Here is a 13,896-nt window from a genome sequence, read left to right on the forward strand (position 1 = left end):
AAAAAATGGGTAGCTGCTCAAGCGTCGCCTTCGAGCCGAGCGCGACCCTCCAGTAACCCTAGTAGCCCCCCTCTCAATCCTCCAGCTTCACCCCCGTCAGCGCCACCATCTCCGCCCACCGCGCCACCTCCGCCCGCTGAAACGCCCCGAACGCCTCTGGCCCCATCGGGTCCAGCGTGAACCCCGCGGCCGCCAGCCGCCGCTTCACCTCCGCCTCCTCCAGCGCGCCGAGGAACGCCCGCGAAAGCCGCTCCGCCGTCGCCGCCGGCAGCCCGGCCGGGGCGAACAGTCCGAACCAAGCATCCACCGCCATGTACGGCACCTCCGCTTCCGCCGCCGTCGGCACATCCGGGAAATCCGCCAGCCGCGCCGGCGCGCCCACCTGCAGCGCCCGCAGCCTGCCGTCGCGGATCAGCGCCGCCACGGTCGGGAAGGTGGAGGTGTAGAAATCCACCACCCCCGCCACCGTATCCGTCGCCGCCGGCGCCGCGCCCCGGTACGGCACATGCGTCGCATCCATCCCGGACCGCCGCACGAAGGTTTCCGAGATCACATGGCTCGCCGACCCGGCCTGGGAGGAAGCGTAGGTCACCCGCCCGCCATTCCGCCCCATCGCCTGCAACTCCGCGATGGTCTTCGCGCGCGAGGAGGCCGGCACAACGGTCGCGTGGTGGACGGTGCCCAGCTTGGCGACAGGAGAAAACCCATCGACCACATGGAAGGGCAGCCGCGCCATCATGGATTGGTTGGAAGCATGGGTCTGGTTGTGCCCGACCATGATGGTCAGCCCATCCGGCGCGGCCCGCGTCGTGGCTTCCGCCCCGATCACCCCGCCCGCGCCCGCCCGGTTGTCCACCACCACGGCCTGCCCGAGCGTCGCCGCCGCGCGTTCCCCGGTGACCCGCGCCAGGATATCCGTCGGCCCGCCAGGCGGTGCCGGCACGATCAGCCGGATCGGCCCGGTGGCCTGCGCTTGCGCCAGGGCCGGCGCGGCGAGGGCGGCGAGCGGCAGGGCGGCCAGCGTGCGGCGACGGATCATGGCATTGTCTCCCGGGGTGAATTTCCTCCCGGTGTCGCAACCGCCCCCCGCCTCGTCAAGCGCGGTGTCAGGCCGCGTCCAGCTCCTCGGACAGCTTCAGCCACTCCTCCTCCAGCGCCGCCGTCTGGCGGGAAATCACGATGCGCCGCGTGTTCGCCCAGGTGATGTCCTCCGGCTTGCGCTTCGCATAAGTCGCCGGATCGTTCAGGCGCTTCTCGATCAGCTTGGCTTCCAGCGCCAGCTTCTCGATCGCCTTCTCGATCTCCTTCAGCCGCGTCCGCATCGGCGCCAGCGCGGCCCGCGCGGAGGCGCTTTTCTTGCGCTCCAGCGACCCCTTGCCGCCGCCCTCGGCCTCCGCGGCACGCCCCGGCCCCCGCGCACGGTCGGCCAGCAGCGCGCGGTATTCGTCCATGTCGCCGTCGAAGGACTTCACCTGCCCATCCGCCACCAGCCACAGCCGGTCCGCGATCAGCTCCACCAGATGCGGGTCGTGGGTGATCAGCAGCACCGCGCCGCCGAAATCCGCCAGCGCCCGCACCAGCGCCTCCCGCGCATCGATGTCGAGGTGGTTGGTCGGCTCGTCGAGAATGAGCAGTTGCGGCGCATCCCGCGTGCACAGCGCCAGCAGCAGACGCGCCTTCTCGCCGCCCGAGCAATTCGCGATCCGCGTCTCCGCGCGCTCCACCGTCAGCCCGAAGCGCGCCAACTGGCTGCGGCATTGCGCGATGGTGGCATTGGGCAGCGCCGCCTGCATGTGGCTCAGCGGGGTACCGGAGGCGTCCAGATCCTCCGACTGGTGCTGCGCGAAGAAGCCGACGCGCAGCCGCGGCGCCCGCTTCACCGTGCCGCGCGACGGCCCCAGCCGCCCCGCCAGCAGCTTGGCCAGTGTGGACTTGCCGTTGCCGTTGGCACCGAGCAGCGCGATCCGGTCCTCCTGGTCGATCCGCAGGTCGAGGTTGCGCAGGATCGGCGGCCCGCCGTAGCCGACCTCGACATGCTCCAGCGCGAGGACAGGCGGCGCCAGTTCCTCCGGCTCCGGGAAGGCGAAGGTGGTGCTGGCGTCCTCGATCACCGCATCCAGCACCGGCAGCTTCTCCAGCGCCTTGATGCGGGACTGCGCCTGCTTGGCCTTCGAGGCCTTGGCCCGGAAGCGGTCCACGAAGGCCTGCATATGCGCCCGCTGCGCCGCGATCTTGCCGCGCTGCGCCTCCACCTGCGCCGCGCGTTCCGTGCGGATGCGGACGAAGCGCTCGTAGTTGCCGGGGTAGTACAGGATCTTGCCGCGATCGAGATGCGCGATCCCGTCCACCGCCCGGTCCAGCAGCCCGCGGTCATGGCTGACGATGATGGCCGCACCCGCGAAGCGGTTCAGCCAGCCTTCCAGCCACAGCGTCGCTTCCAGGTCGAGGTGGTTGGTCGGCTCGTCCAGCAGCAGCAGGTCCGGCTCCAGGAACAGCGCGCGGGCCAGCGCCACGCGCATCCGCCAGCCGCCGGAGAAACTGTCCAGCGGCCGCGCCTGCGCCTCCGCATCGAAGCCGAGCCCGGCCAGCACCGTCGCCGCGCGCGCCGGCGCCGCATCGGCCTGGATCGCCATCAGCCGTTCGTGAATTTCCGCCGCCCGATGCGCCTGGTCGTCGCGTTCCAGCGCGGACAGAAGCTCCGCCCGCTCCGTATCCGCCTCCAGCACCGCTTCCAGCAGGCTGGAGGGTCCGCCCGGTGCTTCCTGCGCGACCACGCCCATCCGCGCGCGCGCGGCCAGGCGGATCTCGCCGCCATCCGGGATCAGATCCTTGGTGATGGCCTTGAGCAGCGTGGATTTCCCGGCGCCGTTGCGCCCGACGAGGCCGAGCTTGTGCCCGGTGTCGAGCGTCAACTCGGCCCCGTTCATCAATTCGCGCCCGCCGAAGCGGATGGTGAGGTCTCGGATGGAAAGAACGGTCATGGGACCGCTTCATAGCCGGGCCGGCGGCGCAGGCGTAGGGGCAGAACCGAGCCGCCAGCATAACGACCTGTCGGCAACCATTACAGTGGCGGATGAGTGCCGAAATCCAAATCGTGTAACAAGCTGAACAAGCTTGAGATTGCGCTCTGGCATCGATCTTGCGGTTACGGGTCCGCGGCGAGGGACGCCGCTACGCCAGGATGGAGAGCGTGATGTTGATCGAAGCAGGCTACGGATTCGCACGGCGCCTCAAGCACCCGGCCAGCGGTGCGCTTGTCGCCGCCGTACTGGCCTTCGCCCCGCTGGGCGATGTCCTCGCCGGGCCGGTGCCCGCCGGTTGGACCGCCATCGGCGCGGCGGGCACTGAGAGCCCGAATGGCGTCGTCGTCGCGCCGCCCGTGGGTGGCCCGGGCTACTCCTACGTCACGACCAATGGCGGCACCACCGGCGGCGGCACGCTGCGGGCCGGCTTCGGCGGCGAAACCAACGGCTCGACGCTGACCACCAACGCCTTCGTCGCCGCGGCCAACGACACGCTGCGGTTCTTCTTTAACTACGTCACCTCGGATGGTTCGGGCTTCGCCGACTATTCCTGGGCGCGGCTGCTGAACGGCGCGATGGACGAGGTCGCCATCCTGTTCACCGCGCGCACCCAGCCGTCCCCCGGCAACATCGTGCCCGGCTTCGGCCTTCCGGCCGCGCAGGCGACCCTGACGCCCGGCAGCATCGGCATCCAGGCCGGCACGACCTGGAACGTGCTCGGCGGCGACAGCGGCACCTGCTTCGCCAGCGGCTGCGGCCATTCCGGGTGGATCCAGTCGGACTACACCATCGCGGATGCCGGTACCTACCGCCTGCAGTTCGGCGTGACGAACTGGAGCGACACGATCTATGACTCCGGCATGGCGATCGCCGGCACCACCATCGCCGGCGTGCCGATCGACCCGCCGACCTCGGTGCCGGAGCCGGCCTCCATGGCGCTGTTCGGCTTCGGCCTGGCGGCGCTGGGCCTGGCGCGTCGCCGGCAGCGCGGCACGACGCCGGCCTGAGCTGGCCTGGACCTGGGCTGACCTGGCGGGTTGGCGCGGCGGGTGCGGGGCTTGCGCAGGGCGCATTCCCCGCCTATCCGCCGCGCCACCAACCAAGGATCATCGCCATGGCCACCGAGCGCACCTTCAGCATCCTCAAGCCCGACGCCACGCGCCGCAACCTTACCGGCAAGATCAACGCGGTGTTCGAGGAGAACGGCCTGCGCATCGTCGCCCAGAAGCGCATCCACATGTCCCGCGCCCAGGCCGAGACCTTCTACGGCGTGCACCGCGAGCGTGGCTTCTTCAACGACCTGGTCACCTTCATGACCTCCGGCCCCGTCGTCGTGCAGGTGCTGGAAGGCGACAACGCCGTGGCCCGCCACCGTGAGATCATGGGCGCCACCAACCCGGCCAACGCCGCCGAGGGCACGGTCCGCAAGCTGTTCGCCGAGAGCATCGAGGCGAATTCCGTGCACGGTTCGGACAGCGCCGAGAATGCCGCGACCGAGATCGCCTATTTCTTCGCCGGCACCGACATCGTCGGCTGACAAGAAAGCCCTCTCCCCCTGCTGGGGGAGAGGGTTGGGTGAGGGGGCCAGGACAGCTCCCAACGAAAAAGGGCCGCACCCCTCACGGGATGCGGCCCTTCCTTCATTTCAACGCCCAGTCCTCAGACCAGGAAGATCGCCATCAGCAGCAGGATCACCACGGTGATCCCGATCGACCAGACTGTGCCCTTCATGAAGGCGCCGTAGAAGGATTGGCGCTCCGCCAGGATATCCTCGGCCTTCACTTCCACCATTTCATAGGTCGGCGCCTGCTCGGCCATGGTTGCCCTCATACGGATCCGCGTGTGGATGCGTTTGTAGGTAGCGCGGCGGCCAGCGGCAAGGGGTTGGCGAAGGCGCCCTCCGCCCCTGGTGCATCGATCTCCGCAACATCGTCCACGATCCGCACCCGCCCGGCCGCCAGCCAGGCCAGCGCCGCCGGATACAACAGGTGTTCCTGCGCCAGCACCCGCGCGGCCAGCGTCGCCTCGGTATCGCGAGGCAGCACCGCCACCGCCGCCTGCGCCAGGATCGGCCCCTCATCCACACCCGGCGTCACCAGATGCACCGTGCAGCCATGCAGCCGCACTCCGGCGGCCAGGGCCCGCGCATGGGTGTCCAGCCCGCGAAAGGACGGCAGCAGGGAAGGGTGGATGTTGACCAATCGGTCCTGCCAGGCCCGGCAAAAATTTGGCGTCAGCACCCGCATGAAGCCTGCCAGCGCCAGCAACCCGATGCCGTGGCGCGTGAACTCCGCCTGCATCGCCGCCTCGAAGCCGGCCTTGTCGCGACCGCGGCTTTCCACCACGACCGTCGGCACCCCGGCGGCCTGCGCCAGCGCCAGCCCCGGTGCGTCCGCCCGGTTCGATAGCACCAGGCCGATCTCGGCCGGGTAATCCGGCACCGCCGCCGCCCGCAGCAGCGCTGCCATGTTGCTGCCGCGGCCCGAGATCAGGATGCCGATGCGCGGCTTCAAGCGGGCCAGCCGGGACCGATGTTGTCGATGCGCACCGTGGCCCGCCCTTCGCCGGCGACCAGCCCACCGATCCGGAATACCGTCTCGCCCGCCTGCTCCAACTGCGCCGTCGCCGCCTCCGCGTCGCCCTCGGCCACCACCAGCACCATGCCGAGCCCGCAGTTGAACACCCGCAGCATTTCCTCCGCCGCCACGTTGCCCTGCCGCGCCAGCCAGCCGAAGACCGGGGGCAGGGACCAGGCATCGGCATCCAGCACCGCCGCCACGCCCTCCGGCAGCACCCGCGGCAGGTTGCCCGGCAGGCCGCCGCCGGTGATGTGCGCCGCCGCCTTCAACAGCCCGGCCTTGTGCAGCGCCAGCACCGGCTTCACGTAGATCCGCGTCGGTACCAGCAGCGCCTCCGCCACCGACTTGCCCGCGGCGAAGGGCGCCGGTGCCGACATCGTGAGATTGGTCCCCTCCAGGATGCGCCGCACCAGCGAGAAGCCGTTCGAATGCACGCCGGAACTCGCCAGCCCAAGCAGCACGTCGCCCGGACCCACATCCGGCTTCGGCAGCAGCGCGTCGCGTTCCGCGGCCCCCACCGTAAAGCCGGCCAGGTCATAGTCGCCGCCGCGGTACAGCCCGGGCATTTCCGCCGTCTCGCCGCCCACCAGAGCGCAGCCGGCGATGCGGCAGCCTTCCGCGATGCCGGCCACCACCTGGGAGGCCTGCGCCACCTCCAGCTTGCCCGTGGCGAAATAGTCCAGGAAGAACAGCGGCTCCGCGCCTTGCACCACCAGATCGTTGACGCACATCGCCACCAGATCCTGGCCGACGAAGCCATGGATGCCGCTGTCGATCGCCAGCTTCAGCTTGGTGCCGACGCCATCGGTGGAGGACACCAGCACCGGGTCGCGGAACCCCGCCGCCTTCAGGTCGAACAGCGCCCCGAAACCGCCGAGCCCACCCATCGTTCCAGCACGATCGGTGCTGCGCGCCAGCGGCTTGATGGCCTCCACCAGCGCGTCGCCGGCTTCGATATCAACCCCCGCGTCTCGGTAGGTCAGGCTGGTCATGGCGGCCCCCGATCGGGTATGCGGCTGGGAATGGAAAAGGATGGCGAGATGCCGGCGAGCCTGCGGCGCGGCCAGCGGAGCGGAAACAACCACGCGGCCGGGGGATCGGCAACTCGCGTGCTGCGCGCGATCTGCCTCGCCGTCCTGCTCGCCCTCACCCCCGCCCTGGCCCGCCCCGGCCTGTCGCAGGACGACCCCCTGGTCCAGCGTGGCATCCCCGCCGAAGCGACGGCGGAAACCGCCGTCCTGGCGCGCGAGCAGGCGCTGAACAATGGCCAGCGGCTGGCTTATGAGCGCATGGCCTCCAGCCTCGGCCTGAACCCCCGGGCCTCTGACGCGCAGATCGAGGGCATGGTCCGCTCCCTCATCATCGAGTCGGAGCGGATCAGCGCCCGCACCTACACCGCCCGCATCACCGTGAACTTCAACCCGCAGCGCGTCGCCGCCGCCGGCGGCCGTGCCCCTGCGCCGGCCTTCGACGGCAGCGCCCCCTCTGCGGTGCCCGGCGCGCCCGCACCGGCGCCCAACCCCGGCACCGGCCCCGCCGTCACCACGGTGGAGGCGCTGGCCAGCTACCGGTCCTTCGCGGAGTGGGTCGAGATCACCCGGCGCTTGTCGACCGCCGCCCCGGTCGCCCGGATGCAGGTGGTGACGGTGGCCGCCGATGGTGCCCGCCTGCGCCTGTCGCTGCGCGCCCAGCCGGCCGAGGCGGCCGCCGGCATGGCCGATAGCGGCCTGTTCCTCAGCCCGACGATGGCTGATCCGCGCCTGCCGCCGAACCCGGTCCCAGGCCGCGAGGGATGGCGCCTCAGCCTTGCCGGAGCCCGCTGACACCACAGGCAAACCGAGCTCCGGCAGCCATGTGGATGCCGGGCCGTTCACGCTGCCCAACGCGATCACCTTCGCCCGGCTCTGCGCCGTACCGGGCGCCATCTGGTTGATGCTGCAGCACCGGCTGGACCTTGCCTTCTGGGTCTTCGTCGCCGCCGGCCTCTCGGACGGCATTGATGGCTGGCTGGCCCGCATCCGCAACAGCCGCTCCGCCCTCGGCGCGCTGATGGACCCGGTCGCCGACAAGGCGCTGCTCGTCTCCGTCTATGTCACGCTGGCCGCACTCGGCGTGCTGCCGGACTGGCTGGCGATCCTGGTGGTGTTCCGGGACCTGCTGATCGTCGGCGGCGTGCTGGTGCTGTACCTGCTCGGCCAGCCGCCGATCATCGAGCCGCTGTGGATCTCGAAGCTGAACACCGCGCTTCAGATCGCGCTCGCCGCCGGCGCGCTGCTGCTGTCCGGCTATCGGCTGGATGCGGATGCCGCATTGCAGATCGGCATCTGGCTGGTCACCGCCACCACCCTGGCCTCCGGCGCCGCCTATGTGGTGCAGGCCGCCCGGCGTCGGGCATGAAGGGAGGCTGGGCATGACCGCCCCGCGCCTGCCGCCGCCGACGCTGCCGCCGGCTGTGCCGATGCCGCAGGGCGTCCTGCCACCGCCGCGCCCGCCGATCCCGCCGCCGCCCGCCCCGGTGCAGCAGGGCCGCCGCGCCACGCGGGCCGAGCGCTGGGGCCTGGTCATAGGTGGCGCCGCCTTCCTGCTGTTCTGCGTCTGGCTGTTCTCCGCCATCCTGACGCCTTTCGTCCTGGCCGGCTGCATCGCCTATTTCCTGGACCCGCCGACGACGCGGCTGGCGAGGCTTGGCGTGCCACGTCCCGTCGCGGCCTTCCTGCTGGTGCTGGCGCTGACGGCGCTGGCCCTGCTGGCGCTGCTGCTGCTGTATCCGTTGCTGGTGGCGCAGATCGGCGTGCTGATCGTCCGCATGCCCGCCTATGTCGCCGGCATCGGCCAGGCGGTGCGCCAGGCGCTGGAGGCGGCGCAGAACGCCTTCGGCCCGGATGTGGTGGACGCCCAGCTGCGCGACCTGGTCATCGGCCAGGCCGGCCAGATCGTCACCTTCATGGGCACCGCGGTCGCGCGCCTGATCGGTGGCGGCGTCGCGCTGTTCAACGTTTTCGCGCTGCTGGTGGTAACGCCGATCGTGGGATTCTACTTGCTACGGGACTGGCAGCGTATCATGGCGCGCATCGAAAGCTGGCTGCCGCGCCGGTCCGCCCAGGTGCTGCGGCAGTTGGCGCGCGATACGGACCGCGTGCTGGCGGCCTGGCTGCGCGGGCAGTTGCTGTGCTGTGCCATCCTCGCCGCCTACTACGCCGCCGCGCTGTCCGCCGCTGGGCTGGAGCTGGGCCTGACCGTCGGGCTGATGGCCGGCCTGCTGTCCTTCATCCCCTATGTCGGCTCGCTGACCGGCTTCGTCACCGCCGTCATCCTCGCCGTCGCGCAGTTCGGCACCTGGAACGAGGTGCTGCTGGTGGTCGGCATCTTCGTCATCGGCCAGACGGTGGAGGGCTACGTCATCTACCCCCGCCTGCTGGGAGACCGGGTGGAGCTGCACGCCGTCTGGGTGATCTTCGCGCTGTTCGCCGGCGGCGTCGCCTTCGGCTTTCTCGGCGTGCTGCTGGCGGTGCCGATGGCGGCGGCTATCGGCGTGGTGGCGCGGTATTGGCTGCGCCGCTACCTGGAAAGCCCGCTGTATCTGGACCCGCCGCGGACGGGGAACTGAGAACCGCTCAGCCCACCCCCACCATCTCCCGCGCCGTCGCCAGGTCCCCCGGCCGGCCGAGCAGGTAGCCCTGGCCCTTCGCCACGCCCAGGCTTTCGAGCGTCGCGAACTCCGCCTCCGTCTCAATTCCCTCCGCAACGATCTCGCAGCCGGTCTCCCGCGCGAAGTGGCACAGCGCCGCCGCCAGCGCCCGCTTCGCCGGGTCGCTGTCCACGGAGCGGGTCAGGCCCATGTCCAGCTTGATGATGTCCGGCCGCAGCTGGAGGATGTGGTGCAGGCTGGAATAGCCGGCGCCCGCATCGTCGATCGCGACCTTCGCACCGGCGTGCCGCAGCGGTGCCAGCGCATCGCGCAGCGCGGCGTAGTCCGGGACCTGCGCATGTTCCGTCACCTCCAGAACCAGGCGCTGCATCGGCAGCCCGGCAAAGACCCCCGGCAGCGCCCCGCCGAGGATCGTGGCCGGCGAGGCGTTGACTGAGATGAACACCGGCGCCGGCAGCAGCCGCAGCGCCTCCACCGCATGGCGCAGCACCGCCACCTCCAGGCGTTCCCCGCAGCCGGCCGCATGCGCCTCCTCGAACCACATATCCGGCGTGCGGTAGGGCTCCGGTACGAAGCGGCACAGCGCCTCGAAGCCCACCACCTGGAAGGGCTGCATGGACAGGATGGGTTGGTAGCGGAAGCCGAATTGCCGGCCGGCGATCACCTGCTCGATCCGCGCCGCCACCGCCGCCCGCGCCTGTTCCGCGGCATGGGCGAGGGAGATTTCATGCGCCGCCATGTCCGCGAATACCCGCATCACCTGCAGGTCGCGGGCATTGAGCGAGGGGTTCGGATGCGGGCTGAAGCAGCAGAACATGCCGTAGGCCTGCCCATCCGGCAGCCGGATCGGCACGCTGAGATGCGCCCCGATCGGCACCACGGCGGTGAGGGGCAGGGACCGCGCGAGGGAATGGTCCGCGGTATTTGCCATCAGCTCGGGCAGCCGGCCGGCCAGGATGTGCGGGCAGTACAGATCCTCCAGCGGCCGCTGATCGCCGGGCTTGATCAGCAGCGCCAGACCCGGCGCATCCACCTCCCGGAACACGGACCGGCCGTTGACGAACTGGGAGACAAAGGCGACCTCCATCCCCAGGTGCTTCCGCACCGCCGCCAGCTGGTGCCGGATGCTGCCGCCGGCGAGCCCCTGGAGCCCGCCATCAGCTCCGGTCCGGGAGCCCACCAAACCATCGAACATGCCTGCCTCCGCCGGGTGGGATGACCTTCGAAACTGCTTCGCGGCAATCCTTGCGGCGTGCCGGCACGGGCCAGCGGGCGGAGAATGGTGCGGGACGGATTGAGAAAGCATTGATACGGGATGCCGCTTCCGCAGGTGCCGGCCTTCCTCACTCCCGGTCGGCAACCCGTTCGGTATTTGGCCGGCGGGCCGGCGCGATCATGTCCAGCGGGATGCGCAGCGTCATCACCCGCCTGTCACCCTTCTGCGCCACCTCGCTGCTGCCGCCGAGGTCGTGGCGAAGCAGGCGTTCGATCAGGTCCGAGCCGAACCCCCGGCTCGGCGGGCCGAGCCTCACCGGCCCGCCGATTTCGGACCAGTGGATCAGCAGCCTCGCGCGGGCACGGGATCCTTCATGCCGCCATCCCACCTGCACCCGCCCACCGGGCACACCAAGTGCGCCGTGCTTGGCGGCATTCGTCGCAATCTCGTGCAGCACCATTCCCAGTGCCAGGGCGAATTTGGGCGGCAGCCGCACCGGCTCGCCCTGCATCTCCACCCGATCCGGGCCGTCCGCATAGGGCTCGACCTCCTTGGCAATCAGCGCCCGCAGGTCCACCGTGCTCCAGCCCTGCTCGGACAGCAGCTCATGCGCCCGTGCCAGCGCCTTAATGCGACCGCCGAAGGCCTCGCCAAACTCGGGAAGGGATTTGGCGCGCCGCAGCGTGCTGGTCGCCACCGCCTGCACCACCTGCAGCATGTTGCGCACGCGGTGGTTCAGCTCGTCGACCAGCGTGCCGAGCATCTCCCCCTCCACCACCTTGGTGACGTCGAAGAAGGTCAGCACCACGCCATCCACCTCGCCCTCCGCGGTGCGGTAGGGCAGCATCCGCATCAGGTAGTGCACCGTGCCGTCGCGCGCCGTCACCCGGCGTTCCACCGCCTCGCGCTCGGTCAGGGCGCGGCGTGTTTCCATGCGCAGGTCCACCTGGTCCAGCTGACTGGCGAAATCCGTCACCGGCCGGCCTCGATCCGAGGGTACCAGGTTGAAGATGCTGCTGACCGCCGGCGTGAAGCTGCGGATCACCAGGTGCCGGTCGAGGAACAGTGTGGCGATCTGGGTGCTGTCGAACAGGTTGCGCAGGTCGGCATTGGCGAGGTCCAGCTCGTCGATCTTGCCGGACAGCTCGGTGTTCGCGGTGCGCAGTTCCTCGTTGACCGACTGCAGCTCCTCCTTCGAGGTTTCCAGCTCCTCGTTGGTCGATTGCAGTTCCTCGTTGACCGAGACCATCTCCTCGTTCGCCGAGGTCAGTTCCTCCGTCGCCGTCTCGTATTCCTCGGTGGTGGATTGCAGCCGCTCCCGCGTGTCGCGCAGTTCGCGCTCCAGCCGGGCCGCGCCGCCACCTTCCGGCCCGCCGGCCACGGCTTCGATCGGCGCGGGCAGGACCTCGCTGAACAGCACGAGGAAAAGGCGCTCCTGGACGTCCCGCTCCGCCGCTGGCGGCGCCTCCTGCCCGGGTGGCGCCGGCGCGGCTGGCTGCGCGGGCAGGGGCGTCACCGTCAGCGTCACGGCCAGGCGGCGGCCGTCGCCCTCCATCTCCACCATGGGCCGGACCACAGGTTGCGCCGTCTCCGCCGCCTCCCGCAGCGCAGCGCGCAGGGCGACGCGTAGGCCCGGCCGCGCCATCGCCAGCAACTGGCGGCTCGGCCGGCCCGCTGCCGGTTCCAGATAGCGGCCCAGATGCGCCGACTGGTGCAGCACGTCGCCATCCCGGCTCACCACCACATGCGGCGGCGCAAAGCAGTCCAGCACCGTCGCTTCGGCCATCTGGCGCAACTGCGCCCCGCGCCCCAGCGCAGGCGGGCGCGCCGGCGGGCGCAGCGGCCAGGTGCGGGCCGCGTTCAGATATGGGGGGGACGTGGGCGGCGCGCCGCCTTCGCGGCGCCGGTACAGCCGATGCGCCTTGTCGTCCGGCGCGAACAACTCGGTGTGGCGCGCGATGGTCTCGGCCACGCCGAGGAACAGCAGCCCGCGCGGTCGCAGCGCGTAGTGGAACAGCGGGATCACCTGGTCCTGCAAGGCGCCGCCCAGGTAGATGAGCAGATTGCGGCAGGACACCAGGTCGATGCGCGAGAACGGCGGGTCGTTGATGACGCTGTGCGGAGAGAAGACGCAGGTGTCGCGCAACTCCTTCGTCACCGCGAAACTGGCCGCATCCTCCGTGAAGAACCGCGCCAGCCGCGGCGCGGAGACGCCGGACAGCATTTGCCGAGGATAGCGGCCGCGCCGCGCCACGGCCAGCGCGGCTTCGTCGATGTCGGTGGCGAAGATCTGTGCACGCGGGCCGCCGGGATGCGCAGCCATGTATTCGCGCAGCAGGATGGCGATGGAATAGGCTTCCTCCCCGGTGGCGCAGCCGGGCACCCAGACGCGCACCACATCCTCTGCCGTACGGTCGCGGAACAGGCTGGGGATGGCGTGCGATTCCAGCGCGGCGAAGGCCTCCGCGTCGCGGAAGAAACCGGTGACGCCGATCAGCAGGTCGCGGAACAGCAGGCGGGCTTCCTCCGGTTCCGCCCGCAGCCGCGCCAGGTAGGCTTCCGCATTCGGCAGGCCGAGCACATGCAGGCGGCGCTGCACGCGGCGGAAGAAGGTCTTGTCCTTGTAGCCGGAAAAATCATGGCCGACGGTGGCCAGAAGGATGGCGGCGATCTCGGCATGCAGCGCCGCAAGCGCCGCGCGGCTGCGTCCCCCTTCCGCCAGATCCGCCGGGCCGGCGGACAGGGCGCGCAGCCGGGCGCCCATCTGCCCGGCGGGCACCACCAGGTCCACCACGCCGGCAGATACCGCGCTGTCCGGCATTTCCGGGTACTGCGGTGCGGTGCCGGCGGGCACATCGGTATCGGGCCCCTGGGCGATCGTCAGGCCGCCGGCTTCCCGGATCGTCTTCAGCCCAAGGGTCCCATCATGTCCGCTACCGGACAGCACGATGCCGATCGCCTCCTGCGACTGATCCTCGGCGAGGGAGGCCAAGAAGACGTCGATCGGGTAGCGCTCGCGCGGCCGACTGGCGGCTTGTTCGCGCAGCACCAGCTTGCCGCCGGCCAAGGTCAACACCGCATTGTGGTCGAGCACATGCACCTGGCCCGGCCGCAACTCCTGCCCATCGACGGCCGCCTGGACTGTCATGGTGGTGCAATCGCCGATGATGGCGGGCAGCGCGGAGTGATGGCCCCGCGCCAGATGGGTGACGACCACGAAGGCCATGGAGGGTGGCGGTTCAGACATGCCGCGGAACAATGTCTGCAGGGCCTCGACCCCGCCGGCAGACGCGCCGATGCCGACGATGCGGAAGGCCTCAGTCATCGCAGTCGACCCATGAGGCAGGATGTTGCGGCGCTAGCACCGCAAAATATTTGCAAATGAAATGTGCGCTACCCCATCAATATTTGGCTTGGCGTAATCTGATT

At 70.3% G+C, this 13,896-nt stretch carries 12 protein-coding genes; 5 read left to right on the forward strand and 7 right to left on the reverse strand.

Annotated elements, in window-relative coordinates:
• Positions 1–73: 73 nt before the first annotated feature.
• Entirely contained in the window at positions 74–1,039 is a 966-nt protein-coding gene (locus tag ACLF3G_RS11860) for a Bug family tripartite tricarboxylate transporter substrate binding protein (protein ID WP_430669574.1), read from the reverse strand.
• Between the two features lie 67 nt (positions 1,040–1,106).
• Positions 1,107–2,981 (reverse strand): ABC-F family ATP-binding cassette domain-containing protein, encoded by a 1,875-nt coding sequence (locus ACLF3G_RS11865; protein WP_430669575.1) that lies wholly within the window; start codon positions 2,979–2,981, stop codon positions 1,107–1,109.
• A gap of 212 nt (positions 2,982–3,193) precedes the next feature.
• Between ACLF3G_RS11865 and ACLF3G_RS11870 the strand changes: the two genes are divergently transcribed.
• Positions 3,194–4,030, forward strand: coding sequence for an NF038132 family protein (locus ACLF3G_RS11870; protein ID WP_430669576.1), 837 nt, complete (start codon positions 3,194–3,196; stop codon positions 4,028–4,030).
• A 107-nt stretch (positions 4,031–4,137) separates the two neighbouring features.
• Entirely contained in the window at positions 4,138–4,560 is a 423-nt protein-coding gene (gene ndk, locus ACLF3G_RS11875; RefSeq protein WP_430669577.1) for a nucleoside-diphosphate kinase, read from the forward strand.
• A 122-nt stretch (positions 4,561–4,682) separates the two neighbouring features.
• Here ndk and ACLF3G_RS11880 read toward each other — a convergent pair whose 3' ends face one another.
• The 3 genes from ACLF3G_RS11880 to purM are packed head-to-tail and all read right to left on the reverse strand — an operon-like array spanning position 4,683 to position 6,594.
• Positions 4,683–4,841: an aa3-type cytochrome c oxidase subunit IV gene (locus ACLF3G_RS11880; RefSeq protein WP_430669578.1), complete on the reverse strand. Its 159-nt coding sequence runs from the start codon at positions 4,839–4,841 to the stop codon at positions 4,683–4,685.
• A gap of 8 nt (positions 4,842–4,849) precedes the next feature.
• Positions 4,850–5,491: a phosphoribosylglycinamide formyltransferase gene (gene purN, locus ACLF3G_RS11885; RefSeq protein WP_430669692.1), complete on the reverse strand. Its 642-nt coding sequence runs from the start codon at positions 5,489–5,491 to the stop codon at positions 4,850–4,852.
• Between the two features lie 41 nt (positions 5,492–5,532).
• Positions 5,533–6,594: a phosphoribosylformylglycinamidine cyclo-ligase gene (gene purM / locus ACLF3G_RS11890; RefSeq protein WP_430669579.1), complete on the reverse strand. Its 1,062-nt coding sequence runs from the start codon at positions 6,592–6,594 to the stop codon at positions 5,533–5,535.
• A 48-nt stretch (positions 6,595–6,642) separates the two neighbouring features.
• Between purM and ACLF3G_RS11895 the strand changes: the two genes are divergently transcribed.
• From ACLF3G_RS11895 to ACLF3G_RS11905, 3 genes are read left to right on the forward strand one after another with little or no spacing between them, the layout of a single operon-like run.
• Complete coding sequence (locus tag ACLF3G_RS11895; protein WP_430669580.1) at positions 6,643–7,425, forward strand: hypothetical protein; 783 nt, start codon at positions 6,643–6,645, stop codon at positions 7,423–7,425.
• Positions 7,409–7,999: a CDP-alcohol phosphatidyltransferase family protein gene (locus ACLF3G_RS11900; RefSeq protein WP_430669581.1), complete on the forward strand. Its 591-nt coding sequence runs from the start codon at positions 7,409–7,411 to the stop codon at positions 7,997–7,999. The genes ACLF3G_RS11895 and ACLF3G_RS11900 overlap by 17 nt, the downstream gene beginning before the upstream one ends.
• 13 nt (positions 8,000–8,012) lie before the next feature.
• Positions 8,013–9,209: an AI-2E family transporter gene (locus ACLF3G_RS11905; RefSeq protein ID WP_430669582.1), complete on the forward strand. Its 1,197-nt coding sequence runs from the start codon at positions 8,013–8,015 to the stop codon at positions 9,207–9,209.
• A 7-nt stretch (positions 9,210–9,216) separates the two neighbouring features.
• On the opposite strand, the gene ACLF3G_RS11910 is transcribed toward ACLF3G_RS11905, so the two are convergent.
• Both ACLF3G_RS11910 and ACLF3G_RS11915 read right to left on the reverse strand, forming a co-directional pair.
• Entirely contained in the window at positions 9,217–10,446 is a 1,230-nt protein-coding gene (locus ACLF3G_RS11910) for a sensor domain-containing phosphodiesterase (protein ID WP_430669583.1), read from the reverse strand.
• Between the two features lie 148 nt (positions 10,447–10,594).
• Entirely contained in the window at positions 10,595–13,792 is a 3,198-nt protein-coding gene (locus ACLF3G_RS11915; RefSeq protein ID WP_430669584.1) for a CheR family methyltransferase, read from the reverse strand.
• Between the last annotated feature and the right edge of the window lie 104 nt (positions 13,793–13,896).

This window comes from Falsiroseomonas sp. HC035, assembly GCF_050563525.1.
In the GTDB taxonomy this organism is placed as follows: domain Bacteria; phylum Pseudomonadota; class Alphaproteobacteria; order Acetobacterales; family Acetobacteraceae; genus Falsiroseomonas.